Source organism: Exiguobacterium sp. PFWT01 (assembly GCF_018255795.1).
Taxonomy (GTDB): domain Bacteria; phylum Bacillota; class Bacilli; order Exiguobacteriales; family Exiguobacteriaceae; genus Exiguobacterium.
The window spans coordinates 1,616,759-1,642,882 of sequence record NZ_CP073755.1; the positions used below are offsets into that span (position 1 = coordinate 1,616,759).

At 49.2% G+C, this 26,124-nt stretch carries 31 protein-coding genes; 1 reads left to right on the forward strand and 30 read right to left on the reverse strand.

What is annotated here, in order from left to right; genetic code table 11:
• Window positions 1–11: 11 nt before the first annotated feature.
• The 7 genes from panD to bshB1 all read right to left on the reverse strand — a co-directional run bounded on the left by panD (window position 12) and on the right by bshB1 (window position 6,162).
• Window positions 12–395 carry an aspartate 1-decarboxylase gene (gene panD, locus KD909_RS08385; protein ID WP_015881490.1) on the reverse strand — a complete coding sequence of 128 codons (384 nt, stop codon included), beginning with the start codon at window positions 393–395 and terminating at the stop codon, window positions 12–14.
• A gap of 5 nt (window positions 396–400) precedes the next feature.
• Entirely contained in the window at window positions 401–1,231 is an 831-nt protein-coding gene (gene panC, locus KD909_RS08390; RefSeq protein ID WP_211781324.1) for a pantoate--beta-alanine ligase, read from the reverse strand.
• On the reverse strand, window positions 1,231–2,064 hold the full coding sequence (gene panB, locus KD909_RS08395; protein WP_211781325.1) for a 3-methyl-2-oxobutanoate hydroxymethyltransferase: 834 nt from the start codon (window positions 2,062–2,064) through the stop codon (window positions 1,231–1,233). The genes panC and panB overlap by 1 nt, the downstream gene beginning before the upstream one ends.
• 225 nt (window positions 2,065–2,289) lie before the next feature.
• Window positions 2,290–3,252 (reverse strand): biotin--[acetyl-CoA-carboxylase] ligase, encoded by a 963-nt coding sequence (locus KD909_RS08400; protein ID WP_211781326.1) that lies wholly within the window; start codon window positions 3,250–3,252, stop codon window positions 2,290–2,292.
• The gene (locus KD909_RS08405; protein ID WP_211781327.1) at window positions 3,225–4,364 is read right to left on the reverse strand and encodes a CCA tRNA nucleotidyltransferase; all 1,140 of its coding nucleotides are present in this window, start codon (window positions 4,362–4,364) and stop codon (window positions 3,225–3,227) included. The genes KD909_RS08400 and KD909_RS08405 overlap by 28 nt, the downstream gene beginning before the upstream one ends.
• A complete protein-coding gene (gene bshA / locus KD909_RS08410) occupies window positions 4,361–5,482 on the reverse strand; it encodes an N-acetyl-alpha-D-glucosaminyl L-malate synthase BshA (protein WP_211781328.1) in 1,122 nt (373 codons plus the stop codon). Before bshA ends, KD909_RS08405 begins: the two co-directional genes overlap by 4 nt.
• Entirely contained in the window at window positions 5,479–6,162 is a 684-nt protein-coding gene (gene bshB1 / locus KD909_RS08415; protein ID WP_211781329.1) for a bacillithiol biosynthesis deacetylase BshB1, read from the reverse strand. The genes bshA and bshB1 overlap by 4 nt, the downstream gene beginning before the upstream one ends.
• 112 nt (window positions 6,163–6,274) lie before the next feature.
• Between bshB1 and KD909_RS08420 the strand changes: the two genes are divergently transcribed.
• Window positions 6,275–7,150, forward strand: coding sequence for a YitT family protein (locus KD909_RS08420; protein ID WP_211781330.1), 876 nt, complete (start codon window positions 6,275–6,277; stop codon window positions 7,148–7,150).
• A 41-nt stretch (window positions 7,151–7,191) separates the two neighbouring features.
• Here KD909_RS08420 and KD909_RS08425 read toward each other — a convergent pair whose 3' ends face one another.
• From KD909_RS08425 to rpsA, 23 genes are all read right to left on the reverse strand, one after another.
• Window positions 7,192–7,650, reverse strand: a complete 459-nt coding sequence (locus KD909_RS08425) for a GreA/GreB family elongation factor (protein WP_211781331.1) — start codon at window positions 7,648–7,650, stop codon at window positions 7,192–7,194.
• A gap of 64 nt (window positions 7,651–7,714) precedes the next feature.
• Complete coding sequence (locus KD909_RS08430; protein ID WP_015881481.1) at window positions 7,715–8,398, reverse strand: zinc metallopeptidase; 684 nt, start codon at window positions 8,396–8,398, stop codon at window positions 7,715–7,717.
• Window positions 8,399–8,436: 38 nt separating this feature from the next.
• Window positions 8,437–9,054 carry a DUF1405 domain-containing protein gene (locus tag KD909_RS08435; protein WP_211781332.1) on the reverse strand — a complete coding sequence of 206 codons (618 nt, stop codon included), beginning with the start codon at window positions 9,052–9,054 and terminating at the stop codon, window positions 8,437–8,439.
• 86 nt (window positions 9,055–9,140) lie between these two features.
• Window positions 9,141–9,935, reverse strand: coding sequence for a menaquinol-cytochrome c reductase cytochrome b/c subunit (locus KD909_RS08440; RefSeq protein ID WP_015881479.1), 795 nt, complete (start codon window positions 9,933–9,935; stop codon window positions 9,141–9,143).
• 33 nt (window positions 9,936–9,968) lie between these two features.
• Complete coding sequence (qcrB, locus tag KD909_RS08445) at window positions 9,969–10,640, reverse strand: menaquinol-cytochrome c reductase cytochrome b subunit (protein ID WP_015881478.1); 672 nt, start codon at window positions 10,638–10,640, stop codon at window positions 9,969–9,971.
• Between the two features lie 19 nt (window positions 10,641–10,659).
• Window positions 10,660–11,160: a QcrA and Rieske domain-containing protein gene (locus KD909_RS08450; RefSeq protein WP_015881477.1), complete on the reverse strand. Its 501-nt coding sequence runs from the start codon at window positions 11,158–11,160 to the stop codon at window positions 10,660–10,662.
• Window positions 11,161–11,270: 110 nt separating this feature from the next.
• Window positions 11,271–11,711 carry a YpiF family protein gene (locus tag KD909_RS08455; RefSeq protein ID WP_015881476.1) on the reverse strand — a complete coding sequence of 147 codons (441 nt, stop codon included), beginning with the start codon at window positions 11,709–11,711 and terminating at the stop codon, window positions 11,271–11,273.
• A gap of 160 nt (window positions 11,712–11,871) precedes the next feature.
• On the reverse strand, window positions 11,872–12,405 hold the full coding sequence (locus KD909_RS08460) for a ReoY family proteolytic degradation factor (protein WP_015881475.1): 534 nt from the start codon (window positions 12,403–12,405) through the stop codon (window positions 11,872–11,874).
• A gap of 23 nt (window positions 12,406–12,428) precedes the next feature.
• Window positions 12,429–13,703 carry a tetratricopeptide repeat protein gene (locus KD909_RS08465; RefSeq protein WP_015881474.1) on the reverse strand — a complete coding sequence of 425 codons (1,275 nt, stop codon included), beginning with the start codon at window positions 13,701–13,703 and terminating at the stop codon, window positions 12,429–12,431.
• Window positions 13,704–13,732: 29 nt separating this feature from the next.
• Window positions 13,733–14,983: a 3-phosphoshikimate 1-carboxyvinyltransferase gene (aroA, locus tag KD909_RS08470; RefSeq protein WP_211781333.1), complete on the reverse strand. Its 1,251-nt coding sequence runs from the start codon at window positions 14,981–14,983 to the stop codon at window positions 13,733–13,735.
• Window positions 14,980–16,035, reverse strand: a complete 1,056-nt coding sequence (locus KD909_RS08475; RefSeq protein WP_211781334.1) for a 3-dehydroquinate synthase — start codon at window positions 16,033–16,035, stop codon at window positions 14,980–14,982. Before KD909_RS08475 ends, aroA begins: the two co-directional genes overlap by 4 nt.
• Window positions 16,029–17,192, reverse strand: a complete 1,164-nt coding sequence (gene aroC, locus KD909_RS08480) for a chorismate synthase (protein ID WP_211781335.1) — start codon at window positions 17,190–17,192, stop codon at window positions 16,029–16,031. Before aroC ends, KD909_RS08475 begins: the two co-directional genes overlap by 7 nt.
• A gap of 9 nt (window positions 17,193–17,201) precedes the next feature.
• Window positions 17,202–17,981, reverse strand: a complete 780-nt coding sequence (locus KD909_RS08485) for a CheR family methyltransferase (RefSeq protein WP_015881470.1) — start codon at window positions 17,979–17,981, stop codon at window positions 17,202–17,204.
• 101 nt (window positions 17,982–18,082) lie between these two features.
• On the reverse strand, window positions 18,083–18,502 hold the full coding sequence (ndk, locus tag KD909_RS08490) for a nucleoside-diphosphate kinase (protein ID WP_015881469.1): 420 nt from the start codon (window positions 18,500–18,502) through the stop codon (window positions 18,083–18,085).
• Between the two features lie 91 nt (window positions 18,503–18,593).
• A complete protein-coding gene (locus KD909_RS08495) occupies window positions 18,594–19,556 on the reverse strand; it encodes a polyprenyl synthetase family protein (protein ID WP_015881468.1) in 963 nt (320 codons plus the stop codon).
• 3 nt (window positions 19,557–19,559) lie between these two features.
• Window positions 19,560–20,261 (reverse strand): demethylmenaquinone methyltransferase, encoded by a 702-nt coding sequence (locus tag KD909_RS08500; RefSeq protein WP_015881467.1) that lies wholly within the window; start codon window positions 20,259–20,261, stop codon window positions 19,560–19,562.
• A gap of 20 nt (window positions 20,262–20,281) precedes the next feature.
• Window positions 20,282–20,854, reverse strand: a complete 573-nt coding sequence (locus tag KD909_RS08505; RefSeq protein WP_015881466.1) for a heptaprenyl diphosphate synthase component 1 — start codon at window positions 20,852–20,854, stop codon at window positions 20,282–20,284.
• 126 nt (window positions 20,855–20,980) lie between these two features.
• Entirely contained in the window at window positions 20,981–21,253 is a 273-nt protein-coding gene (locus tag KD909_RS08510; protein WP_015881465.1) for an HU family DNA-binding protein, read from the reverse strand.
• 109 nt (window positions 21,254–21,362) lie between these two features.
• On the reverse strand, window positions 21,363–22,073 hold the full coding sequence (locus KD909_RS08515; RefSeq protein WP_211781336.1) for a hypothetical protein: 711 nt from the start codon (window positions 22,071–22,073) through the stop codon (window positions 21,363–21,365).
• Between the two features lie 5 nt (window positions 22,074–22,078).
• On the reverse strand, window positions 22,079–22,279 hold the full coding sequence (locus KD909_RS08520) for a DUF2768 domain-containing protein (RefSeq protein WP_015881463.1): 201 nt from the start codon (window positions 22,277–22,279) through the stop codon (window positions 22,079–22,081).
• A 96-nt stretch (window positions 22,280–22,375) separates the two neighbouring features.
• Window positions 22,376–23,401: an NAD(P)H-dependent glycerol-3-phosphate dehydrogenase gene (locus KD909_RS08525; protein ID WP_196430566.1), complete on the reverse strand. Its 1,026-nt coding sequence runs from the start codon at window positions 23,399–23,401 to the stop codon at window positions 22,376–22,378.
• A 17-nt stretch (window positions 23,402–23,418) separates the two neighbouring features.
• A complete protein-coding gene (gene der, locus KD909_RS08530) occupies window positions 23,419–24,729 on the reverse strand; it encodes a ribosome biogenesis GTPase Der (RefSeq protein ID WP_015881461.1) in 1,311 nt (436 codons plus the stop codon).
• Window positions 24,730–24,866: 137 nt separating this feature from the next.
• Entirely contained in the window at window positions 24,867–26,015 is a 1,149-nt protein-coding gene (rpsA, locus tag KD909_RS08535; RefSeq protein ID WP_015881460.1) for a 30S ribosomal protein S1, read from the reverse strand.
• Window positions 26,016–26,124: the final 109 nt, after the last annotated feature.

Consider the following 26,124-nt stretch of genomic DNA (forward strand, 5'->3'; position numbering starts at 1 on the left):
CCCCGAATCCTTTACAAAATTGTATGAGCAATCTCCTCGTAAAGAAGTTGATCGACCTCATTTTGTTCATTCAACACGGCTACTTTTGGACGATGCGTTTTCGCCTCTTCCGCTGTCATTTGACCGTACGCCATGATGATGACCACATCACCGACCTGGAAATGCCGTGCTGCCGCACCGTTCAAACAAATCACGCCTGACCCACGTTCCCCTTTGATGACATACGTCTCGATACGAGCACCATTATGGTTGTTCGTAATGTGTACATGTTCATTCTCCATGATGCCGACCGCATCCATTAAATCTTCATCGATTGTAATCGAACCGACGTAGTGTAAGTTTGCTTCTGTCACTGTTGCTTTATGAAGCTTTGCATGCATAAATGTACGAATCATTGGATTCATCCCTTCTTCCAAATCACATTATCAATCAATCGGGCCCGTTCAAACTGAATGGCCACTGCTAACAAGAGTTCAGTCGAGTCGCTCGAGACGACACCGAGCGTCGGATAATCGACAAGCTCGACGTAATCGATTTGACTGTTCGGAATCTCGTCCAAACGTTCAGTCAGCTGTCGTTTTACTTCATCAGCTTGTTGACCTGCATCGAGTGCCTCTCGCGCCATCGTCAATGCGCTGAAGATCCGACTCGCTTCTACCGTTTCGACATCTGACAAGTAGACGTTTCGAGAAGATTTGGCTAGTCCTGTCTCTTCACGAATAATCGGGCAGCGTCGAATCTCTACCGGTACGAAATAATCTTGAACATATCCTTCAATCAATGCCACTTGTTGGGCATCCTTTAGACCGAAATAAGCGCGTGTCGGTTGAACAAGGTTAAATAATTTCGAGACGATTGTCAACACACCATCAAAATGGCCGGGACGACTCGCCCCACATAATACGTCCGCCCCGTGACGAACGGTCACGCGCGCCATATCAAGGGGATACATCGTCTCTGTCGTCGGATAGAACAAGACATCGACTCCCGCTTCACGTGCCAACTTCTCATCCCGTTCAAAGTCGCGGGGATAACGGTCGAGATCTTCATTCGGTCCGAACTGTGTCGGATTGACAAAAATACTCATGACGACGACGTCATTTTCCCGTCGCGCGTTTTCAACGAGGCTCATATGTCCTTCATGCAAATATCCCATCGTCGGCACGAATCCAATCGTTTGATCCGTTGGTAAAGCACTACGTAATTCTTCGACGGTCGATACAATCTTCATCATTTTCCTCCATACAACGAGTCGAGCAACGACTCATCCATAGTGAACGTATGACGTTCTTGTGGGAAGTGACCGTTCTTCGTCTCTTCGACATAAGAGCGGATGGCATCCGTCGCCACTTCATTCACGTCTGCATACGCTTGGACAAATTTAGGGAGACGGTCCACCCCATATTTCAATACGTCATGATAGACGAGCACTTGACCGTCGACATCTGCACCTGCACCGATTCCGATGACAGGAATCGTCAACTCTTCTGCGATCCGTTTTGCCAATTGATGAGGGACACACTCAAGGACGAGCATCTTCGCGCCAGCACGTTCAGCAGCCAAGCTGTCTTGAAGGAGTGTCTCGGCAGCCTCAAGGGATTTCCCTTGTACTTTATATCCTTCTAGGACGCCAACCGATTGAGGGGTCAATCCTAAATGGGCGACACATGGCATGCCGACTCGTGTCAAACGCTCAATCGTCTGAAGCACGTCACCGGCCCCTTCTAGTTTAATGGCGTCCGCACGACCTTCTTGGAATAAGCGCGATGCTGCCTGTAACGTTCGATCGAAGTCTCCGTGATATGACGCAAACGGCATATCCACCACAACGAACGTATGTTGTGCTCCTCGGCGTACGGCTTTCGAATGATGAAGCATGTCCTCCATCGTCACTGGAATCGTCGAATCATAACCAAGGACGACCATTCCGAGTGAATCACCTACTAAAATCAAATCGACCCCTGCCGATTCGGCAAGTTTGGCTGACGGATAATCATACGCCGTCAACATGACGAGCTTTTCCTGCTCGTTCATCTTTTTTAACAATGTAGTCATCGTGTGCATCTGTTTCTCCTCCTAAACGTGGAGACAGGAAAGAATAAACGCCCTCTTACACAGATGGCAAGAAGGCGCACGAAAAACAAATTCATGGTTTTCATGAGTTAGTGTCCTTCTGTCCCTGTCATAATGATCAAGGCAGACAACTGAATGTGACAGTCTGCAAGCGCGGTACACTTCAAAAATTGATAGCGTCCGACACATTAAGTATAGTCGATGGTCTCGCTTTCATCAATCATTCCACACTGCAATCTCAGCAGAATAGACCGGTTCGACCGTTCCATCCACTTCGAGTAGCAACGCCCCTTCGTCCGAGATGCCGCGCATGACACCTGTTCGCGACGTCCGGGACCCACTCAAGGTGACCGACTCATTTAAATAGGCGGCATGTTTCATCCAGTTCAAGCGAATGGGCGCAAATCCCACGTCAAGGAACCGATCGTATTCGGTCTCGAGTTCTGCCAACAGTTCTGCCAATAACTCACTGCGATGATACCGCGTCCCGGTCTCTAAATAGAGGGAGGTCGCCCGGTGCGCCAACTCCGTCGGAATGTCATCGCCGTTGACATTCATTCCGAACCCTAAAATGACGGCTTGGATGCGGTCACCTTCCGTTTGCATTTCTGTCAGAATGCCTCCGATTTTCTTGCCATTTAGCAGTAAATCGTTTGGCCATTTGATGGTCACGTCAAGGTCACGTGCATTCAACGCTTTCGCAAACGCACTCGCCGCCATCAAGGTAAGCTTTGATGCGTCGCGAATGGGCAACTCCGGCCTTAAAATCACACTTGCCGCGATATTGACGTGCTTCGGATTGTACCAATTGCGACCGAGTTGTCCGCGCCCTGCCGTCTGTTCCTCGCTCATGACGAGCGTCCCCTCTGGCACGTGTTGTTGCGCCAGCTCATGGGCGATTCGTTGTGTCGTGTCGATTTGGTCAAACGCATGGACGATTTGACCGAACCGTCCCTTCCGATATGACGCAAACGCCGGTTCATCGAATCGGTCACTTTGCTCAAGCAATTGGTATCCTTTTCTTGGGATTGTATGAATCGCATAACCGTCTTGCTTAAGCGTTTCGATATGTTTCCAAATAGCGGTACGTGAAATATTTAATTGACGGGCCAACTCTTGGCCACTCCATACTTCACCATCTTGTAATAGCGTCAGAACACGCCCGCGCGTTGAAGCCATCGTTTCGCCTCCTCTTTCAATACTGTCTCATGGTTCGGTAACTCGTTTAAGATGACGCGTCGTTCGAGGTCGGCTAACAGATGCTTGATCGCTTCCCCTCGTGCCCCGAGCGCTAAGGCGTCCCGCCCGTTAAACTTTAACTCTTTCCGTGACGTCATCGGGAGCGACTGTTTCAGTTCACGGCTTCGGTCTCTCTCCCCGTTCATTCGGAAATAAGTGGAGAGCGTCTGTTCATCCGTCGCATAAATCGTCATCCGGTTAAGCCCCGTCTCACAGAGCTGTGCAAGTGTGCGTGCCTCTCGTTTGATGGCGTTCGACCGTTTCCATGGCGATAGCCAACCGTCATCCTGTACATGATAGAGAAAGAGTGCCCACCCGCTGACCGCGTTCACAGGGGTCCGAGTGTCCTCTTGGACACGCTGCATCAGTTCGGTCGTCACGTTTGGTAAATGACGATGAATGCCGAGCTCGACCATCTCACCTAGTGCTTTCTTGTACGCAGGTCCCGTCAACAGTTTCTCAAATTCGATGGCGATACGCTCCATCGCAATCTGTTCGAGCTTATGACCGAGCCCGCTCGCCGCTTCCCGCAACTCGTCATGTAAGGTGAAGTCGAGCTGTGACATGAAGCGAAGCGCGCGCATGATGCGAAGCGCGTCCTCTCCGAACCGTTCAAACGGACTGCCGACTGTTCGGATGATTCGTTCCTCTAAATCATGTTGGCCACCGAATAAATCGACCACTCGCCCATCATGGAACGCCATTGCGTTCATCGTGAAGTCCCTTCGTAATAGATCCTCTTCAAGCGACACCCCGAGTGCGACATGGTCCGGTCGTCTCGAATCCGAATATGACCCTTCTGAACGGAATGTCGTCACTTCGAACGGATGGTGGTCGAGAATGACCGTGACGGTCCCATGTTCAATACCGGTCGGAACCGACTTCGGGAACAGCGCCATCACCTCCTCCGGGAAGAGGGACGTCGCCAAATCGATATCATCGGGCAGATTCCCGAGCACGTAATCCCGAACAGCACCACCGACGATATACGCCTCGCCCCCATGCTGTTCGATCGTGTCGATGATTTGTTTTGCGTATTCCCATTCTGTCATGATGTCACCACCTGTTCATACAAGCGCTCATATTCGGTCACGATGTCATGTGAGGCGAAACGCCGGGATTTCACCAATCCATTTTGTCGGAACCGTTCTCGTAGCGAACGATCGGTCAAGAGCCGCTCCATCGCAGAGGCGGCCTGGCTCGCATCCCCTTTTGGAACGACGAAACCGTCCTCACCGTCCGTGATCACTTCAGGTAGCCCGCCCGCATCGCTCACGACAGAGGGCACACCTGTCGCCATTGCCTCGAGCGCTACGAGACCGAACGCCTCCTTGTCTGATAACAGGACGTGAACGTCACTGATTGCCAGAAGTGCGGCGACTTGTTCTTGTTTCCCGGCAAAGATGACCTGCTCTTCAAGCCCCATCTCCGTCACGAGTCGACGCATCGCACCCATGAGCGGACCGTCTCCGACGAGCAATAGTTTCTTATTCGGCACATCCATCTGATCGAACGCTTCAAGGACGAGGTCGACGCGTTTGACAGGACGGAAGTTTGAAATGTGGATGGCGACCTGGTCCTCATCCGACAAGCCGTACCGTTCCCGGAGTGTCGGGTCGAGTTGAGGCGTATACACCGATTCATCGATGAAGTTATGGATGACTTGGATCGGTAAATCACTGGCAATCCGCTCTTCTGTCTCTCGTTTCAAACTATGCGAGACCGCCGTGATCGCGTTCGATTGGCGCAATCCATAAAGAATGGCCGGTTTCAGTTCCTCGTCCTCACCGAGCACGGTAATATCGGTCCCGTGTAACGTCGACACGATTGGAGTCTTCACTCCCGCCATCTCGCGACCAAGCGCGGCACAAACGGCATGCGGTACGGCATAGTGTGCATGGATGACATCAAGCCCGAACGATTGGATGACGCTCGCGATTTTCGCTGAGAGCGTCATGTCGTACGGCGGATACCGAAAGACCGAATATTGATTGATTTCGACTTGATGGAACGTGATATTCGGGTGATAGGCGTTCAAACGAAACGGCATGCTGCTCGTAATGAAATGAACGTCATGTCCTCGGTCAGCAAGCTTCATGCCGAGCTCTGTCGCCAATATCCCAGAGCCTCCGACCGATGGATAACACAGAATCCCAATCCGATATGTCATGCGAGCTCACCTGCCCGTTTTACGACATACGGTCGAACGCGCTTCAAGCCTTCCGCATAAGCGACGCCAATCAAGCTCCCAAAATGGCGTTCACGGGCGATGACCCGTTCCACGTACGCATCGGTGAGCGGTGTCTTCACCCCATCGACAGGGGTGAACTGACTCGCGTAACATTGAAGCGCCCGTGTCTTCACTTCGATCGTGTCACTAATATCCACGCACACATCTGGTTCGACGTGAGCATTGATCATATATTGGTACACACTTTCCGGACGATATGCCTCGAGTTCGGGTAAGTACTTTCGAATCCCGGCATTAAACAGCGCCTCTGTCACGAGATGGGCGCAGGCCGCATGGTCCGGATGGCGGTCGACCTCAAATGGATAGAGCAAGTGGGTTGGGCGCTCACGGCGAATCAAGGAGACGATTGCCTCGAGCTGCTCTTCTCCCCCGTCAATCCCCCGGTCTTTAAATCCTAGATTGATTCGACGGACACCAAGCACGTCATCAGCCGCACTTGCCTCCTGTCGTCTCGTTTCTACATCACCATTTGAAGAAAGTTCCGCTCTCGTCAAATCGACGTACACGACCTCAGTCTTCTCTTTCGTCCATTGGGCGGTCATGCCGGCGATCCCGATTTCGATATCGTCCGGATGTGCCCCGATGGCTACTACTTTCATCTACATCACCTCTTCTTTGAAAAGTATAGCCGACTCGTTTCTGAATGTCATATGTTCAGGGTAGTCAATCGAACTGTTTTTCGAGTACTCTATCTAAGGGGAGGTGAACCTGATGACGGTACAATTACCGATTCGTGTTCGAAATATTATTTTTATCTTAATAGGTTCTTTTATTTTTGCATTCGGCGTTTATCACTTCAACGTCCAAAACAATTTGGCCGAGGGTGGGTTCACCGGGATCACATTGATTCTCCGCGGACTATTTGATATCTCACCTTCTGTCACGAACTTGGCACTAAACATCCCGCTCTTTTTCATGAGTTACAAGTTGTTAGGTCGCACGACCTTCATCTATACGCTCATCGGGACGTTCTCCTTTTCACTTTGGTATGCACTCATCGCCAAGTATTCGACGCTCGTCATCGACTTGACGGATGACATGGTGCTCGCCAGTTTGTTCGCCGGTCTCTTCATCGGAGTCGGTCTTGGCATCATCTTTAGCAATGGCGGGACGACGGGCGGCGTCGATATCATCGCGCGACTCGTACAACGCTATATCGGCTGGTCGATTGGGAAGACGTTTCTCATCTTTGACTTCTTTGTCATCGTCCTCAGTTTGACATACCTCGACATTCGTGAGGCAATGTACACACTCCTCGCCGTCTATATCGGGGCACGCGTCATCGACTCGATGCAAGAAGGAACGTATGCCGGTAAAGCGGCGATGATCATCAGTGACCACCGCACTGCTATCGCCGACGGTATTCATGCGACGATGAACCGCGGCACGACCCGACTGCTCGCGAAAGGCGGTTATTCGAACCGAGAACTCGAGGTCTTATATGTCGTCGTCGGCCGTAACGAAGTGAACCGTTTGAAGACAATCGTCAAACAGATCGACCCGCATGCGTTCGTCACGTTCCATCACGTGTATGAAGTCGGGGGCGAAGGGTTTACGTTCGATGAAAATCGGATGCCTTTGAAATAAGCTAAAAAATCGCCTCGTTCATAAGATGAACGGGCGATTTTTTATGGTTCGATGTGGAGCACTTCGACTTGAATCGTACCTCCTGGCGTTTCCACTTGAATCGTTTGCCCCATTGTCGCCCCCATCAAACGACGACCGAGTGGCGATGTCACGGATATGCTTCCTCGTTCTAGACCCGCTTCTGCCTCACTCACGATTCGATAGCGCTCGGTCTCTTCTTGTTGCACTTCCCGAATCACGACCCGATTTCCGAACGTCACGACTTCAGACTGAACGGATTCGACGATGGTCGCGTCGTCAAGGAGGTGATTCAGTTCTAAAATATCCGCCTCGATCCGCTCATATTGACGTACCGCTTCAGTGTAGGTGACGTCTTCGCGGAAATCACAAAACTTTCGAGCTGTCCGCAACCGTTCACGCGCATCCGTCCGCTCTCTTCTTAGCATCGCAAGTCGATCTGTCAATTGGTGATGACCCGTCTCGGTCAGCTTCGGTTTCATTGACAACATTTCCTTTCAACAAAAAATAAAAAAATCCCGCCTACCGACGGGATTCCATTCAATCCTATTCCTCACGCGGCATAAAGACGATGAGTGCCAAACGAATGAGTTCGGCAACCGCAACGAGCGTTGCAGCGACGTAAGTCCAAGCCGCGGCATTCAACACTTTACGTGCACCAGTCTCTTCTGTCGCCGTCACGATTCCGTGAGACGTCAATTGCGCCATCGCTCGTTTCGATGCATCGAACTCGACCGGTAACGTGATCAACTGGAACACGACCGCCCCGAGCATCATGATGACACCGAGTTGAGCCAACCCGAGTGCCCCGAATAAGAAACCACCGAGCAACAACGGGAACGACAAGTTCGACGTGATGTTGACGACCGGAACAAGGCTGTGGCGGACGCGCATCATCTTATAGTCTGTCGCATCTTGAATGACGTGACCGATCTCGTGCGCAGCGATCGCGGCAGAAGAGATTGTCGACCCTTGATACACTTCGCGAGACAAACGAACGACTTTATTGACCGGGTCATAGTGGTCGCTCATGAGTCCGTCGACCATTTCGATTCTTACGTTGTGCACACCGTTTTGTTTCATGATGAAATCAGCGACCTGTGCACCTGTGACACCGCTTTGGAGCGGTTGTTTCAAAAACTGCTTATACGTACTTTTCACTCGCATCTGGGCCCATAAGGGGATGAGCATGATCAGTGCAAGATAGAAAATATAGCCACCTAATGACATTTTCTATTTCACCTCTGCATGTATTTGATAATTTGATTTTACATTCTTATGACCTTATTTTCAAGCGATGGACGTAGGACGAAGGCATATCCCATAAAAAAACATAATCCTGTCAACCAAAAGGAGCCGTAGCCGATCCACATGATATGTTCCGCGAGTGACGGATAGCGCGGCCATTGACCGAGCACATAATCAACTACGTCATTATGAATTACCCAAATCAATGAACAGACAAACGAAGTAATGGTCCATTTCATGAATGGTGCGTAGATGAGTGCTTGAAGCGCCATCGCACCATGAGAGACCATCAACATGACAGCCATCAAGATGGTCAAGGTCGGCGCATCCGGTGGTAACGTACCGAGATACATGATGTTCATGATTACGGCCCAGACCCCGTATTTGATCAATGTGATAAAGGCGAGTGTCTCGAACAACGGGGAGCGCTTGTTGGCTAACCAAAGTCCGAGGACAATCGTAAAGAAGAATGATGCCGTCGGACTATCCGGTACGAACAGCCAATAGATGTACGGTGTGTCACGCAATTGAGGCTCGTACCAGATATACCCGTAAATCGTCCCTCCCAAGTTGATGATCAATAAAATAGTCAATACAATCCGATGCATCAAGAACGGCTTTAAAAACATGGGGTTCATTGTCTCAATCCTTTTTCTTCAGTTTATCGTATGCGTCGTGCAGAAGTAAAAAAGTGTAGCCCGATATTCAGGCTACACTTGAAGACTTACTTGTTATTTTCGCCGCCTTCACCGTATGAAGCGATGAACTCAGACATGGCTTGGAGATCTTCATCTGAACCATCCCACTGACCAGCTGGCATCGTACCGACACCGTTGACCGCGATTTCCGCGATTTCTTCAGCCGTATACTGCGTTCCGACGAGTGCTGGAGCCGCTGCTCCACCTTCTAGGTTTTGACCGTGACAGTTGACGCAAGATTGAGCCGAATAAATCTCATATCCTGGAGCCGCTGTATCGATTTCAGGACCTTCACCTGGAATTTGAAGCTCACCTTGTGCATGAACTTGATCCCAGTGTGTCGTTTGAACAGATTCCCAAGTCAAGTAGAAGACCGAGAGAATTCCAAGTAACATGAAACTGATCGCGACTGGTCGTTTCGCCGGTCGACGCTCGAGACCTTGGTCAAGCCATGGGGCAACGAGAAGTGCCGTGAACGCCAAACCTGGAATAATGACTGTACCGAGTAAGATCCAGTCCCCAGCAGCGAATTGATATTTGAGTAATTGATACAAGAACAAGAAATACCAGTCCGGCAACGGAATGTATGACGTGTTCGTTGGATCGGCGATATTTTGAAGCGGTGGTGCCTCGACAATTGTCAAAGCGATGAATCCGATCAAGAAGACCGACCCTACCATCCACTCTTTAAGCAAGAAGTTCGGCCAGAACGCCTCTGTGCGTCCTGGGTATTCTGAATAGTCTTTTGCAATGTTTTGTTTCCGATTCGAGATTCCTACTCGAGAGTCGGTTACAAATTTCATCCCTTTACCGCGATGCATATCGTTTCTCCTCCTTTTTCTCCTCGAATCGGCTTATAGCGGTCCAGAAACCCCTTGTTTACGAATCATCAAGAAGTGGGCTCCCAACAGTCCGAACAATGCCGCCGGTAAGAAGAAGACGTGAATTGCGAAGAATCGTGCGAGTGTGCTCGCCCCGACAATCTCACCACCAGCGAGAAGTGTCTTCGCAATACCACCGATAACCGGTACACTTTCAGCGATTTGAAGCGTAACTTTTGTTGCGAACAATGCCTTCATGTCCCATGGAAGCAAGTATCCTGTGAGTCCGAGCGCCAAGACGACGAAGAACAAGAGAACACCGACGACCCAGTTGAGCTCACGTGGCTTCTTATACGATCCCGTGAAGAACACGCGGAGCGTATGTAAGAATAACATGACGATGGCTACAGATGCGCCCCAGTGGTGCATCCCACGAACGATTTGTCCGTGTGCGATCTCATTTTGCAAGTAATATACCGACGCGTGCGCGTTGATGATATCTGGTACGTAATACATCGTCAAGAACATCCCTGAAAGGATCTGGATGACGATTGTAAAGAACGTCAAACCGCCAAAACAATAGACAAATGCAGAGAAGTGATGAGCAGGGTTGACGTGTTCCGGTACTTCATGGTCTGCGATATCGCGCCAGAGCGGTGTGATGTCTACGCGTTCATCGACCCAGTCATAAATTTTTTGTAACATCGGCTAGTTCCCCCTCTCATTACTGAGCGACTGGACTACCTAAATATAGGAAGCCGTCTTTTTCTTCTTTTTCATAACGTGCAAGCGGTGCTGTCGGTGGTGTACCTGGGATGTTCGTTCCATCTTTTTCATAACGTCCCAAGTGACATGGACAGAAGAATTCTGTTGGACGAGTCGGGTCACCAGCGTAGGCCACCTGACAACCTAGGTGTGTACAAATCGGAGAAAGCGCGACAATCTCGCCACTATCTGTTTTGTAAACCCATGCTGAAAGCGTTTCTTCAAATTCATACCAAGCATCTTGTGTTTGTTTCTTAAAGTCGACACGTTGCGGCTCAGTCGTGATGTCATCAAGACTCATTACTTTTACTTTGTCGCCTGCACCGGATTTTTTCAAAACCGGATCGATCGCAAAGTTGACCATCGGACTGATCAATGTTGCCGCCATAAAGCCACCTACTCCAGTCAGTGTGTACGTTAAGAACTGACGGCGCGTGACTTTTGACCCATTTTGAGCCATTTCGTTCCCCCCTCATTCGTGTGCATAACCCCATAATTCTTTATGCATTCTTCACAAAAATTTCTCACTCAACAAAATAGTATATCAATAAAACCTCTACGTCAACCGCTTCATGTCGCCATCCAACGGCTCGAAAGTTCCGTGATGACTTGCGTCGCAAAATTCTGGACCATCGTGTGCGCCTGATCGCTTGACATCGATCCAAGCGCGAGCGGCGGTACGAACAAAACCGGCAAATCAAATGCTTTGAAACGGACGTCTGACGCGATAAACAATACGTGAGAAAATCCGGATGAATTTGCTTTCGCCACCACATCCTGCGCCAACTTCACACCAGCTTCCACATCGGTGTAACTGATGGTCGGGCTGAGCATCGTTCGACCAGATAATTGACGTTCTGTCTCAGCCGTGACGGCATGAATCACTTCATAGCTTTCGGCTTTACGAACCATATCTTCACCAAACGCCAATTCTGCGAGCGGAACGATGAGCGTATCGACGTATTGTCGTTCGGCAATCGAGCGGAGTGCCCCTTGACTATCGAACCTCATCTTTTCCCTCCTCTCCTTCATATCTCATCATGTCTATTGTAGCGTACATGACTTCGCTCACCTTTCAAAGTTATGAACGAACTGTGAAATAATTGTGTATTCCTACGTAATTAATATACCAAAAAACAAGCGCCTACCGGAACGGAAGCGCTTGTTTTTTTCAAAATAATTTAGATGCTCGCACTTGATGAAGTTGAGTCGTCAGATTGCGGAATAAATTCTCGTCTCGTCGGTCGAGCGCCTTATCGATTTCAATCAGCAATCGCTCTTCTTCAAATTGAGCAACCGATGCTTGAATGACCGTTTGAGCAGAGGAAGAGACTTCGTCTCTCACTTCTGCCACTGGTTCAAACGGATTCTGTTCGACGATGTCGACCCAGTTCTCATCGATCATCATGCCTTGAAAATTTAACTCTACATAGATTGGCCCATCGTGTAGACGGATGTCATGATAAGCCTTCTCAGGATTCATGGTCACAAGGTCTCCCCGTCGGTATCGAAACGGTTCACCGTCAAACCCGTACGCTGTCATCACGAGACTTCGTGGTGAGACCGAAGCGTTTGTCACGAAATGAACGTTGCCAAGCTTTTCAGGATGTCTTAACCAATAGTCAAGAATCCACTTTGCTTCACGTTTCCGAAGCGTATGATGAGCGACGAATCGCTTCAAAAAATTACGTTTCCGCTCGACCATCTGACCTCATTCCCTTCCCTTATTCATTCTACGTCATCAGACAATTGTTCGAGCTGTTCTTCGAGCAATTGGCGATCTTCGAGATCGACCACCAATGCAAGCGATTGCTCGACCACACGTCGCGCATCTTGTCTACGACCTTCCTCTATCAACAGTGTAGCCCATTCCGTCACAAATGACACGTCCTCTTTCATCATCGGCTCAATTGAGGCATACAGACTGACCGCTTCCTCATACGCTTCGAGCTCATATTTCGCCTTCGCCTTGTACCATGTCATGAGCGGCGACGTCGTATGATCTTCGAGTGCATCAATGGTTTCGAGAACATCATCGAATTCTCCTGCTTCAAATAAAATCGACAAGAGCAATTCGGTCGCTTGTAACGACTCTGGATTTAACACGAGCGCCTCACGCAGTTCTTTAATGGCACCGTCCCGATTTCCGAGTTTGAGAAGCAGCCTTGCTTTAACGTGCCGTAGTTCATCATTATAATCGTCGCGCGTGATGCCTTGATCGACGATCTCGATGGCCTCTTCCGTTTGCCCGATTGCATCGAGTGCCTCGGTATAAGGCAAGTAGAGCGACGTGAAGTCTGGGTCCATCGCCTGAAGCTCTTTGAACTGCTTGATCGCCACTTCCTCACGTCCGATCCGATGAGCCGTCATCGCATGACCGAAGACGGTGTTCAAATCGCGATGTGTAGCCCGCTCATATTCCTCGAGCGCCTCTTCAAACGACCCGACCATCGTGAGGGCCTCCGCGTAATCCGCTTGATAGTCGATTTCAGCCGGCAACTTCATCTTCGGAAGTCGCGCATAGAGTGGAATGGCTTGTTCAAATGAACCGGTCGAGGCATACAATTCAGCCAATCCATAAATGAGTAAAGGTTCATCCGGATTCTTTTCGAGCGCCTCCATCAGTTTCTTCACTGCCACTTCATCCAACCCTTGCGATTGATACAGGTCAGCGAGGAGGACGAGGCTCCTCACTTGCGTATCTGCGTCATCCGATTTGATTTTTTCAAGCACGGCAATCGCTTCCTCTTCACGGTCACTATCCAAATACGCTTCCGCCAAGGATAAGGCGACATTTGGGTCTCCCTCATAGTCGACGTATAGTTTTGAGAGAACGGCTGTCGCTCGGTCGGCAAGACCTAACTCTAAATAGAGGTCAGCGATAGCTAAACGGTCATCATCTGATCCTTCCTTCTCAAGTTCTTCTAAATGCATGAGTGCATGTTCCGTCTCACCTGACTCAAGCATCTCGATTATATGTGTTAAAGCTGATTCATCTAGCATGGTTCGTCCTCCTGGGCTTCGGTTTGTCGTTATTCTATCTTACGTTGAACCCGTTGTAAATCTTCACGGAATCGAGGATAGCTGACATCGGATGCCTCGATCCCCTCGATGTGAACGGCTTCATCGGTCACGAGTGACGCAACCTGTAACATCATGGACAAGCGATGGTCTCCGTAAGTCGAGACATCCCCTCCGTGAAGGCGACTCGGCTGGACGATGAATCCGTCCTCGGTGCCGACGATGTCCACACCTAATTTGCGTAGTTCTGAGACGACCACGTCAATCCGGTCGGTTTCTTTCACGCGCAGTTCCGCTGCATCTTTTACGATGGACGGTGAATTCGCCTGAGAGGCGACGAGAGCGAACAGGGGTAATTCATCAATCTGTGAAGGAATGAAATCCTTTTCGACGACCGTGCCGGATAACTCACTCGTCGTGACCGTGACGTCCCCGACTCGTTCTTCACCGACCGATCGTTCGTTCGAAATGACGACATTCGCGCCCATCCGTTCGAGCGTACGTAAAAATCCGATCCGCGTCTCATTCAAACAGACGTCCGTTGTCGTAACCGAACTATTTGCCACCATGGCCGCCCCTGCCCAGAAAAATGCAGCCGATGACGGGTCTGCCGGTACGTCGACCATACATCCAGTCAATGTCGAGGGTTCGACACGGATGACGCGTAACCCTTCTTCGTTTACAATCGACAGCTTCGCACCGAATAGGGGCAACATGCGCTCGGTATGGTCTCGTGACAACATCGGTTCTCGAACAACCGTCGTACCCGAGGCACGTAAGCCGGCGAGTAGGACGGCCGACTTCACTTGGGCGCTCGCGACCGGTAACGTATAGTCAATCGATCGAAGCGTCGTCCCTTCGATGACGAGAGGCGCCATATCCCCGGTCACATGTGCACCCATGTTTCGTAAAGGCTCGGTAACGCGGCGCATCGGACGTCTAGATAACGATTCATCGCCTACGAGCTCAAACGACCCGTTATAGCCGGACAAGAGTCCGATCAGTAGACGCATCGTCGTACCTGAATTCCCACAGTCAAGCCGTGCCGAGCGCGGAGACTCGATGCCCTTAATGATCAGTTCGTCTTGCTGTTCTGTCACATCGGCTCCAAGTGATCGAATCGCCTCGATTGTCGAACGACAATCGGCACCGAGGAGCGGATTCCGCACGTGCGTCGTCCCGTTCGCCATCATCCCGAATATTAATGCCCGATGTGTGATGGATTTATCACTCGGTACACGGATAGAACCGTTTAAACTCATCGTTCCCACCATCCTTTCATCTGTTCAAACGTCTGTTGAAGATGTTCGAGCTGTACCGACTCAACGGTGATCGTTTCACGAAGTAACACAAAACGAATTGCACCGTGACGGTTCTTTTTATCCCGAATCATTTTTTCCACGTAGCGGTCGAATGGTTGCCAATCGATTGGCGTGACGTCATTTGAACGCATCCAATCGAACAACCGCATCGCTCGAACTTCATCTCCAGACACGAGACAAGCGAACACCATCCCATGTAAAACCGCTTCCCCATGTGGGATCCGATAGGCTTCCACCGACTCAAGGGCATGACCGAACGTATGCCCAAAGTTGAGCCAAGCACGAATGCCCTGTTCTCGCTCGTCCGTCTCGACAATGGCTTGTTTCACTCGAATCCCACGAGCAAGCCACGACACCCAATCCAATGGTTCGTTCTCGTTCAAGTCTAAAAACAAGTCGTCCTCGAAAGAGGATTCGAGGACGTAACGTGATAAGTACGCATGTTTCAATAACTCACCGAGACCGCTTCGCACTTCCTGGACGGACAAGGTGTTCAGTCGAGTGACGTTGTAATAAACGCCTGATGGCTGATAGAACGAACCAATCGCATTTTTCGCAAGGGGGTGATTGACTGCCACTTTGCCTCCGACAGCCGAATCGTGAGCCAAAATCGTCGTCGGCACTTGTATGTATGGAACGCCTCGCATGTAGACACTTGCTAAAAAGCCAGCCAAGTCGCCAATCATCCCACCACCAAAGGCGACAATCAACGTCTGGCGGTCACATCCATGGCGCAACCCTTCTGCGACAAGCTGCTCGAGCTGAGATAGCGATTTCGACGCATCACCCGCTTCGACGACGGACGAGACGACGTGAGGATGGGTCAGTTTCAACGTAGAACGGAACGACTCTCCGTAAAGAGACTCGACATGTTTATCCGTAACGACCCATATCATCGAATAACTTGACCAATCAACCGAATCGATCCAACGATCCTGATTGTCCAAGACGACGTCGTATGGGGTCGATGCTGAGATTGGAATCGTTACCATACTCGTAACTCCTCCCGATACTCATCGACCCGATGTTTGATTCGTTCCATCGTGTCGTGCCCGAACGTCTCACACATTTCCTTCGCGATTTCAAATGCGATGACTGCCTCAACGACGAGTGACGCGGCAGGCACGGCGCACGAGTCGCTCCGCTCGATTTGAGCCAAAAATGCCTCTTTCGTATCAATATCGACCGATTGTAATGGTTTATAGAGGGTCGGAATGGGTTTCATGACGGCTGAACAAAGGATTGGCATTCCCGTTGTCATGCCCCCTTCAAATCCACCGAGATGGTTACTCAGTCGCGTATATCCATCATCCCCGTATGCGATTGGGTCCATTACTTCAGAGCCCGGACGATATGCCATTTCAAATCCTTCACCGAATTCAACACCTTTAAATGCGTTGACACTCATGACCGCTTGTGCGATTTTCGCATCCAGTTTACGGTCATACTGCACGTATGAGCCAAGTCCCGGTACAACACCATGTACTTCTGTACACACGATCCCACCGATCGAGTCTCCATTTGCCTTGGCCTCATCGATGCGACGCATCATTCGCAACGCGGCCGCTTCATCTAACGTACGTACCGGAGAGGCATCGACGACCGCTTGTGCTTCTTGAAGCGAATCGAATGCACACGACTCCGCTCGTTCCCCACCAATCACTTTGACATAACTAAAGAGAGACACCCCGACTTGTTGAAGGAGCTGCTTACAGAAAGCCCCGACCGCGACACGAGCCGCTGTTTCCCTAGCGCTCGAGCGCTCCAATACGTCACGTAAGTCTCGATGGTCATACTTCATCCCACCGACCAGGTCAGCGTGTCCAGGTCTCGGCCGGGAGACGCGGCGTTTCACTTCGATGTCGCTTTCAATCGGTTCCGCCTGCATGACGTGTTTCCAATGCGTATGGTCTTTATTCTCAATCCAAAAAGTGATGGGTGCACCCGTGGTCACGCCATGTCGTATTCCCGAACGAACTTCTACTTGGTCTGACTCGATTTGCATGCGGCGCCCTCTACCGTAACCAGATTGACGTTTTTTTAACTCCGCATTGATTTGCGCAATATCGATCGCGAGTCCGGCTGGGGCCCCTTCAATGATGACCGTCAGACCGGGACCATGTGATTCACCAGCTGTCAAATAACGCATCCGATCACCTCATCCATCTATTTTTTCATAAAAGAAACTTTGCTTCATTGCATAGCCATAACGCTTCGGTTGGAAAATTTGTTCCGTTCCACCGACAAATAGCATCCCACCTGGACGTAACGCCCGTTGGAATGATGTATATACCTTCTCTTTCGCTTCTTCAGTGAAATAGATCAAGACATTTCGACAGACGATCAAATCAAAGTTACGCTCGTACACATCCGCTAACAAGTTATGCTTCTTAAATGTCACGAGCTGCTTGATCTCATCTGAAATATAATAGTCGTCGCCACGACGGGTGAAGTAGCGCTTCTGAAACTCCTCCGGCAAATCGATGAGCGCCCGCTCATGGTACTTTCCTTGTTTCGCTTTTTCGATGACGACATCATCTAAGTCCGTGGCCATGATTGAAAATTGAGATGGGGCCAGATGTTTCGACAACAACATGGCAAGTGAGTATGGCTCTTCTCCTGTTGAACAGGCAGCACTCCATACGCGAAGCTTCCCTTGACTCGAGCGAATCAGATGCGGGAGGATGTCCTCTTCAAGCTGTTGCCAACGAATCGGGTTGCGATAAAATTCACTCACATTGATTGTCATCCGGTCGAGAAACTCCTCGTAAAGTTGACGATCTGTATCCATCGCCTTCAAATACTCCAAAAACGATGCATACCCCTTCTTTTCGCGTAGTGCGACCATACGGCGCTTCATCTGCGCCTCTTTATATAAGTTCAAGTCAATACCCGACTTGATATAAAACTTTTTTACAAAGATGGCATAATCATTCATCACCAATTTCAACCTCAATTCTTTCTCATTTCCGCATTCTTCTGACCTCAGGCGATTCAAAGGGAATCAAAAAGGGACAGGTTTCCCCGTCCCTCGAAAAGTCATGAAACGTGTGAAGCCACTTCAGCGAACCAAAGTGAGAGTTCACGTTCCGCACTGTCCACACTATCAGAACCATGAATCACGTTTTGTGACATCGTCGATGCAAAATCGCCGCGAATCGTTCCTGGTTGAGCATCCACTGGCTTCGTCTTCCCGATCATTAAACGAGAGACGGCCACGATGTCTTCCCCTTCCCATTCCATCGCAACGACAGGACCAGAAGTCAAAAACTCAACCAATTCACCAAAGAACGGCTTTTCTTTATGCTCTGCGTAGTGTGCCTCTGCGACCTCAACTGACGGTGTCACCATTTCGAGACGGTTCAACGTATATCCTTTGTTTTCGAAGCGTGAGATGATTTCCCCAATCAATCCACGTTTTACCCCATCAGGTTTAACCATTAAAAATGTCTTTTCCATTCCCCAAATCCCCCTAAGTCTATAAATGTGTACGATGTACGTATTTAGTGTACACGGTCCGACACATTTTTGAAAGGGGTTACATGGGCATTTACCATTTGCGTTTCCCAATATATTGCGCAATTTCAATTAACGATCGCTTGTCTGGAACATCCGGCAACCCGTCTAGTCGGCGGATGGCACGATTGACGTAACGATCGATCGTCCGTTGACTGCGTTCTAACGTTCCGTTTCGTTGCACTTCCCGGACGAGAGATTTCGTCACTTCTGCATCCGTCGAGGCGTTCACTTGACGGAGACGTTCATAAAAGTCAGGGTCCTCAGATGAATACAGGAGCGGTAACGTTTTATGACCGTGCTTCAAATCTTCCCCGACCGGCTTACCGAGTTGAAAACTCTTAGCGGTAAAATCGAGCAAGTCATCCGTCATTTGAAAAGCCATGCCGATGTCATATCCAAACAGGCTTAATTGCTTCACGGTTTGTGGAGACGCTCCAGAGATGACAGCTCCAGCCGCACAACTCGTTTCAATCAACAGAGCGGTCTTTCGCGCAATCCGATCTAAATAGCGCTTCGGTGATTGCCCCCACTCATATTGATCTTGAATTTGATTGATTTCACCGACACAGATTCGTTCCATCGTATCTGCCATGATGCGCATCACTTCTGGTGAATCAATTTCGGATACGAGACGAATCGCTTCTCCGAATAACGTATTCCCTGTATACATCGCTACTGTTTCATCATATCGTTCCATCACGGTCGGTTTGCCACGACGGAGCATCGCGTCGTCGATGACATCGTCATGCACGAGTGATGCCATATGAATCAACTCAAGACTTGAGGCAACTTTCGTCAAACGGATATCTTTCGTCTCACCGAATCCGGCGCTCAGTAAGACGAAGGCGGGTCGGATGCGCTTGCCACCGGCATCGAGTAATTGGCGCGATGCCGATTCAATGACAGGGTGGTCCGTCCTGACTCGAGTAGATAAGAATTGATCGATTTGATCAATCTCTCGGTTCATATGACGATAAAGTCGCTTCAAAGACATGGTTCACCACTTCTTTCCTAGATGCATGGCACATGCACCTCCGGAGAATGTCTTCACTTCGACTTGTTCAAACCCGGCATCTTCGAACATCCGCTTGAGCGTCAAACGGTCTGGGAACTGATCGGTCGACTCCTGCAACCACTTATATTGGTCGTATGAACCGGCAAATACCTTTCCAAAAAGCGGCATGACCGTTCCAAAGTAAAAACGATACAACTCTTTAAAGAGCGGTGCTGTCGGTTGGCTCGTTTCAAGACAAACGACCGTTCCACCCGGTTTCAAGACGCGGTGCATTTCACGCAAAACCGTCATGTAGTCTGGAACGTTTCGGAGTCCAAATCCGATTGTGACATAGTCAAAGGAGTTGTCACCAAACGGAAGAGCCATCGCATTTCCATGCAGCAATTCGATGTTCGGCCAAGATTTGACCTTTTCCTCTCCCACTTTTAGCATGTTCTCTGAAAAATCGAGTCCTTTCACAACACCCGTGTTTCCAGCAGCATCTGCCAATTGAATCGTCCAGTCAGCCGTCCCGCAACAAACGTCTAAACATTTAGCCCCCGGAAAGACGTTCATTTTTTTCATCGTTGTCCGTCGCCACCATTTATGAAGTCGGAAGCTGATAATCGAGTTCATCGTATCGTAGCTCGGAGAAATGGACTGAAATACTTCGTATACTTTTTGCTCTTTTTCTATCGGTTGCAACGCGTAACATCCTTTCCGTTCTAAGCGACCGCATGCGCGAGCAACGTCGTGAGTTGCTCTTTTTGGTCTTGTCTAAGCGCTGTCGCTTTCTTTTCAATCATTCGTTTCCCGCTCGTTGTCAAATAAGGTTGTTCAATCAGTTCGGAAAGTGTTTGAATCAATCCGACGTTCGCTTCGAGCCAAACGTTCATTGAAACGTTCTTCTCAAGCAATAAGGTGCACTTCGCCGCATTGACCCGCTGTACAGACTGACCGAATCGATCACTGTATGATGATGGAAAGTCCGTCAAGATTTTATAAAACTGAGCCGATGCAAAGTCTCCGGCGAGCACTTTTAATTGGCGTGCCAAAGACCCGTTCGGGCTGCTGTTCACTTGGTCGTGTAAATCAAGCGCTTGATGTGCGAAATAGGTTGCCATCACGAGTTGTCGATGCTCAATCGATTCCAAATCAATCATCTCGACCATCCAACGAAGCAATAACATGTCGACGGCTGGTACAACCTCGTGTTTCGTCAAATAGGGATGATTCATACGTGTTTCGATTTGACGAGCAAGGTCTGTGACAACGAATTCATTTGTCAACTGTTCCATGCTATCCCCCCTCGTCCACTTCATTGTCATTCTGACATAGTATAGCACATTTTTGTCACATTCACGTCATTCGAACTCGCAAACCCAACAAAAAAAGCCGCCTTTCGGCGACTTATGTATTGCAGATTACTTGACCGCATCCTTGAGCGCTTTACCTGCTTTAAATGCAGGAACTTTGCTCGCTGGGATTTCGATATCTTCTTTTGTACGTGGGTTACGACCTTTACGGGCAGCACGCTCACGAACTTCAAAAGTACCAAAACCGATCAATTGAATTTTCTCACCGTTTTGGAGTGCTTCAGTGATTGATTCAAACGTAGCTTCTACGATTTTCGTTGCTTCTTTTTTAGAAACATCGGCTTTCTCAGTAACAGCTTGGATCAATTCAGTTTTGTTCATCACGATTCACCTCCTCTCACAGGGAGTTTACGGGATTAATCATATCGTACAAACGTTGATATGACAACATTTTTTGCATGATTTCGCGACATTCACTATCAAAACAGGTTCAGTTGTTTAAAAACACGACCTCTCCTTGTTCATCAATTGTGTATCCTTGCGAATAAGCTGGGGCGAATGGAGCATCTTTATAGAGCAAATAACGAATGTCTTCGCCTATTTCCGGCGACTCATCCGTATTTTGAAGCGCTTCCTTCACATCTTCTCGATAGTCTACAAACAGTTGTCCCGTGCCATCCACATAGATCGGAAGTTCACGGTCCGAATAAGGACTTGGAATGAACGGCTCTTCCGTGACAAAGATTTTATCATAATCGAGCGTGAACTGATTCTTACCTAATGATCCGTCAAATGGGAACTTGCCTTCTTTTGCCCGAAACGCGTTGATGTTCGTTTGAAGTTGCTGCAACCGCTCAGACACACGCAAGTCAATCAACTTCACAGTCGGTTCCGTCTCCACATCGACGAGGATATATTGGAACAACCCGCCACCTTCGAAACTATTCGCAGGTGGGTCCGCTAAATAACCGGGCACGAGACGAGCGAATTCAACTGGGTAACGCTCCATGAGAGGCGTTTCCGCCGGTTTTGTTTTGATTGGTAATACCCCAGATTGCTCACGATAGGCATCGACCGCACTTTGTACCGTATTCAATTGATCTTCATACGGGATATTGTTGGCCCGTTCTGAATCAGGAAACATACATCCAGCTAACAGTGTCGTCAAAATCAAACTGATAGCGACAATCTTTTTTTTCATCACGTTTATCCTCCAGTCGGTCCTGAGACGACGACAAAAATCATGATAACAGTCCCAAATAAGAAAATGATGAAGGCAATCAGTCTGACGAGCGTGGCGAACCAACCGCTCAGTTTCGTATGACTGAGTGCGACCATTAATGCAGCGATGGCGAAAGCCCCGATCCCTGCGAATGATATCCACATTTTGATGAGTGACGGTGTCACGTCTATCCCCCTACTTTCTCTATGTTCTCCAGAATTCAAGTTTAGCAAAAAAAAGCGAGGAACTGAACGAAAACGTCAGCTCCTCTCTCAATCTGTCTATTCTTCAAAATGGAAAACTTGTTCCATCTCGTGTTTTTGCGGGCGTCTCATCAATTTCTTCACTTCATCATGAGGACTTTTCCCTTCAAACAACACGTTATAGAGCGCCTCCGTGATCGGCATCTCCACACCCGCCTCTTTTGCAAGGGAGTGGGCCGCTTCACAGGCGCGGACGCCCTCGACGACCATTCCCATGTTTCCGAGAACGTCTTCTAACTTTTCACCACGCCCGATGGCGTTACCGGCTCGCCAGTTACGGCTATGTTGTGACGTCGCCGTCACAATCAAGTCTCCGATTCCTGTCAATCCTGAGAATGAGGCCGGGTTCGCTCCAAGTTTCACGCCAAGTCGCGCAATTTCCACAATCCCACGAGTCATGAGGGCAGCTTTCGCATTGTCCCCATAACCGAGTCCATCCGTCATACCTGCCGCTAGAGCGATGATATTTTTCAGCGCTCCGCCGTATTCGGCCCCAACGACATCAGAATTCAAGTACACACGGAACTGATCGTTTGTGAGGAGCTCCTGCACTTCATCCGCGACATCAAGGTCAGCACATGCGATCGTGATGGTCGTCGGTTTCCGGACCGCAACCTCTTCAGCATGAGTCGGTCCTGTCAATACACCGATTGCCCGACGTTTCGACGGGTCGATTTCTTCGGCGATGATTTCTGAAAGGCGCTTATGCGTTTTCGGTTCGATCCCCTTCGCGGCATGAACGATGGTGACAGGTTCCGTCAACAAGGTGTTCAATTCCTTCGAGACAGGACGAATCGCCGAACTCGGGACGACGAGAAAGACGATACTCCGACCGTCTAACGCCTCTTTCAAGTTCGTCGTCGCACGAATGGATTCAGGTAATGGCGCGTCTTTCAAATAAAACGAGTTCGTATGTGACGAGTTGATTTCATCCACATGTTCTTGTTCACGTCCATAGAGCAGGACATCATGGCCATTATCTGCTAACACGAGCGAGATGGCCGTTCCCCAGCTCCCCGCTCCGATGACAGCTACGTTTGCCATAAGTGGCACCCCCGTTATTAGTTTTTCTGACGAGCCACGATGTGAATCGGTGTCCCGGTGAAGTCAAATGCTTTACGGATTTGATTCTCTAAATAACGTTTATACGAAAAATGCAACAACTCAGGATCGTTGACGAACAAGACGAACGTCGGCGGCTCGATGGCCACTTGAGTTGCGTAGTTAATCTTCAATCGTTGTCCTTTATCCGTCGGTGTCGGGTTCATCGCAACCGCATCGACGATGACATCGTTCAACACGCTCGTCGAGATTCGACGGCGATGTGTTTCAGCCACTTGTTTGATGACAGGCAACAATGTCTGCAAGCGTTTTGACGTGAGCGCTGATAAGAAGACTACCGGCGCATAGTCGAGGAATAAGAATTCTTGACGAATCTTCTCTTCCATCTTCTTCATCGTCTTATCATCTTTTTCGACGGCATCCCATTTATTGACGACGATGACAATCGCCTTCCCGGCTTCATGCGCGAGACCAGCGACACGCTTGTCTTGCTCGATGATTCCTTCTTCCCCGTCGAGGACGACGAGAACCACGTTCGAACGTTCAATCGCCTTTTGTGCGCGCATGACACTGTAGCGCTCTGTTGATTCATATACTTTCCCGCGTTTACGCATACCTGCCGTATCGATGATGACATACTCTTGTCCGTCACGTGTGAACGGTGTATCAATCGCATCACGAGTCGTACCCGCAATGTTTGAAACGATGACGCGCTCTTCACCGAGGATTGAGTTCGTCAAGCTTGATTTCCCGACGTTCGGGCGACCAATCAACGAGAACTGAATCACGTCTTCGTTGTATTCGTACTCGTCTTTTTCTGGAGCGAGTTCAAATACTTGGTCGAGTAAATCACCGAGTCCTAACCCGTGTGTACCCGAGATCGGGAACGGATCTCCAAATCCGAGAGAATAAAACTCATACATGAGATCTCGCATTTCAAAGTTATCGACTTTGTTGACGGCAAGGACGATCGGTTTGTTCGAACGGAACAACAAGTTTGCGACTTCTTCATCAGCCGCCGTGATCCCTTCACGTCCATTCACCATGAAGATGATGACGTCCGCTTCATCGATGGCGAGCTCTGCCTGATGACGCATTTGAACGAGCAACGGCTCGTCCCCTACTTCGATCCCACCTGTATCGATTAAATGGAACTTACGGTTGAGCCACTCTCCTGTGCCGTAAATACGGTCACGTGTGACACCCGGTTTATCATCGACGATCGAGACACGATCACCGATGATACGGTTAAAAATTGTGGATTTTCCGATATTCGGACGGCCAACGATGGCCACTACTGGAATTCCCATAACAACACCTCACTAACTTTCTATCAAAATTTCATCATTTCATCATTTCGAAACGCAACTTACCTATCATATCACAGGCAAAATTAAGTGACCATACAAAAAGAAGCGGGAGCATGACTCCCGCTTGAACGATCATCTTATTTAGAGTCGTCCGAAGAATCATCACCTGTCAATTCCGAGACAGAGAATCCTCCTTGGTCGCTATATTCATCAAGTAACGCTTGATCATCATCTTGACGAGTCGGTTCAGATGATTCGAGCGCACGCATCGACAATGAGATTTTCTTATCATCGAGATGAACATCTAGCACTTTCACCTTCACTTCTTGGCCTTCTGACAAGACTTCAGACGGCGTCGCGATGTGACGGTTCGCAATTTGTGAGATGTGAAGCAGACCCTCCACTTGCGGTGCGACTTCGACGAACGCACCGAACGTCACGAGACGTTTGACAGTTCCTTCGATGACATCTCCCGGCTGGATCTTCCCTTCGATGGTTTCCCACGGACCAGGTTGTGTCTCTTTAATGGAAAGTTTCACTTTTTCATTATCTAAGTCGAGCCCGAGCACTTTCACTTTCACGCGGTCGCCTTCAGTTACGACGTCGCTCGGCTTCTCGACGCGGCTATGTGCCATTTCCGAGATGTGAACGAGACCGTCCACGCCACCGATATCGACGAACGCCCCAAAGTCAGTTAATCGTTGGACCGTTCCTTCGATTACTTGTCCGACTTCAAGCGATTCGAGCGTTTCTGATTTCTTCGCGCTCATCTCTTCTTCGACAACTGCTTTATGTGACAAGATGACGCGATTTTTTTCGCGGTCAATCTCGACGACTTTTACGGTAATTGGGTTATTCAAGTATGACGAGAAGTCTTCGACGAAGTGACTTTCGACAAGGGATGCAGGGATAAATCCACGGATTCCAATATCGACGACAAGACCACCTTTGACCTTATCTTTCACCATCACTTCAAATACTTCACCCGATTCGAATTTTTCAACGATGCGATCCCATGCTGCTTCGGCATCGACGTCTTTTTTCGAAACGACTACTTCTTCGTCCGTGACCTTTTTCACTTTGACACGAATCTCGTCGTTCACTTGGAGTGATTCGTTTAAATCGTCTAGATGCATGCTTGATACTTCGCTAATTGGCAAAATCGCTTCGGTCTTATAACCGATATCGATCAGCGCTTGCTTATCCTCGATTTTGACGACTGTTCCGGTCACAATTTGACCACGATTAATTTCAAAATCAGGCATATCTTTCATTTCTTCGACCATTCCAACACTACCCCCTCACGATGAGTACAAAAAGGAGCGCCAAAGGCGCTTACACCTAGTATAAATCTCTTATAATTCCGAGAATTTGTCAAGGCGTTATGAAGATTGT

Bases quoted from the DNA above. Each gene is read 5' to 3' on its own strand.
- panD (WP_015881490.1), bottom strand. From the start codon at position 395: ATGATTCGTACATTTATGCATGCAAAGCTTCATAAAGCAACAGTGACA.
- panC (WP_211781324.1), bottom strand. From the start codon at position 1,231: ATGAAGATTGTATCGACCGTCGAAGAATTACGTAGTGCTTTACCAACG.
- panB (WP_211781325.1), bottom strand. From the start codon at position 2,064: ATGCACACGATGACTACATTGTTAAAAAAGATGAACGAGCAGGAAAAG.
- KD909_RS08400 (WP_211781326.1), bottom strand. From the start codon at position 3,252: ATGGCTTCAACGCGCGGGCGTGTTCTGACGCTATTACAAGATGGTGAA.
- KD909_RS08405 (WP_211781327.1), bottom strand. From the start codon at position 4,364: ATGACAGAATGGGAATACGCAAAACAAATCATCGACACGATCGAACAG.
- bshA (WP_211781328.1), bottom strand. From the start codon at position 5,482: ATGACATATCGGATTGGGATTCTGTGTTATCCATCGGTCGGAGGCTCT.
- bshB1 (WP_211781329.1), bottom strand. From the start codon at position 6,162: ATGAAAGTAGTAGCCATCGGGGCACATCCGGACGATATCGAAATCGGG.
- KD909_RS08420 (WP_211781330.1), top strand. From the start codon at position 6,275: ATGACGGTACAATTACCGATTCGTGTTCGAAATATTATTTTTATCTTA.
- KD909_RS08425 (WP_211781331.1), bottom strand. From the start codon at position 7,650: ATGAAACCGAAGCTGACCGAGACGGGTCATCACCAATTGACAGATCGA.
- KD909_RS08430 (WP_015881481.1), bottom strand. From the start codon at position 8,398: ATGTCATTAGGTGGCTATATTTTCTATCTTGCACTGATCATGCTCATC.
- KD909_RS08435 (WP_211781332.1), bottom strand. From the start codon at position 9,054: ATGAACCCCATGTTTTTAAAGCCGTTCTTGATGCATCGGATTGTATTG.
- KD909_RS08440 (WP_015881479.1), bottom strand. From the start codon at position 9,935: ATGCATCGCGGTAAAGGGATGAAATTTGTAACCGACTCTCGAGTAGGA.
- qcrB (WP_015881478.1), bottom strand. From the start codon at position 10,640: ATGTTACAAAAAATTTATGACTGGGTCGATGAACGCGTAGACATCACA.
- KD909_RS08450 (WP_015881477.1), bottom strand. From the start codon at position 11,160: ATGGCTCAAAATGGGTCAAAAGTCACGCGCCGTCAGTTCTTAACGTAC.
- KD909_RS08455 (WP_015881476.1), bottom strand. From the start codon at position 11,711: ATGAGGTTCGATAGTCAAGGGGCACTCCGCTCGATTGCCGAACGACAA.
- KD909_RS08460 (WP_015881475.1), bottom strand. From the start codon at position 12,405: ATGGTCGAGCGGAAACGTAATTTTTTGAAGCGATTCGTCGCTCATCAT.
- KD909_RS08465 (WP_015881474.1), bottom strand. From the start codon at position 13,703: ATGCTAGATGAATCAGCTTTAACACATATAATCGAGATGCTTGAGTCA.
- aroA (WP_211781333.1), bottom strand. From the start codon at position 14,983: ATGAGTTTAAACGGTTCTATCCGTGTACCGAGTGATAAATCCATCACA.
- KD909_RS08475 (WP_211781334.1), bottom strand. From the start codon at position 16,035: ATGGTAACGATTCCAATCTCAGCATCGACCCCATACGACGTCGTCTTG.
- aroC (WP_211781335.1), bottom strand. From the start codon at position 17,192: ATGCGTTATTTGACAGCTGGTGAATCACATGGTCCCGGTCTGACGGTC.
- KD909_RS08485 (WP_015881470.1), bottom strand. From the start codon at position 17,981: ATGAATGATTATGCCATCTTTGTAAAAAAGTTTTATATCAAGTCGGGT.
- ndk (WP_015881469.1), bottom strand. From the start codon at position 18,502: ATGGAAAAGACATTTTTAATGGTTAAACCTGATGGGGTAAAACGTGGA.
- KD909_RS08495 (WP_015881468.1), bottom strand. From the start codon at position 19,556: ATGTCTTTGAAGCGACTTTATCGTCATATGAACCGAGAGATTGATCAA.
- KD909_RS08505 (WP_015881466.1), bottom strand. From the start codon at position 20,854: ATGGAACAGTTGACAAATGAATTCGTTGTCACAGACCTTGCTCGTCAA.
- KD909_RS08510 (WP_015881465.1), bottom strand. From the start codon at position 21,253: ATGAACAAAACTGAATTGATCCAAGCTGTTACTGAGAAAGCCGATGTT.
- KD909_RS08515 (WP_211781336.1), bottom strand. From the start codon at position 22,073: ATGAAAAAAAAGATTGTCGCTATCAGTTTGATTTTGACGACACTGTTA.
- KD909_RS08525 (WP_196430566.1), bottom strand. From the start codon at position 23,401: ATGGCAAACGTAGCTGTCATCGGAGCGGGGAGCTGGGGAACGGCCATC.
- der (WP_015881461.1), bottom strand. From the start codon at position 24,729: ATGGGAATTCCAGTAGTGGCCATCGTTGGCCGTCCGAATATCGGAAAA.
- rpsA (WP_015881460.1), bottom strand. From the start codon at position 26,015: ATGGTCGAAGAAATGAAAGATATGCCTGATTTTGAAATTAATCGTGGT.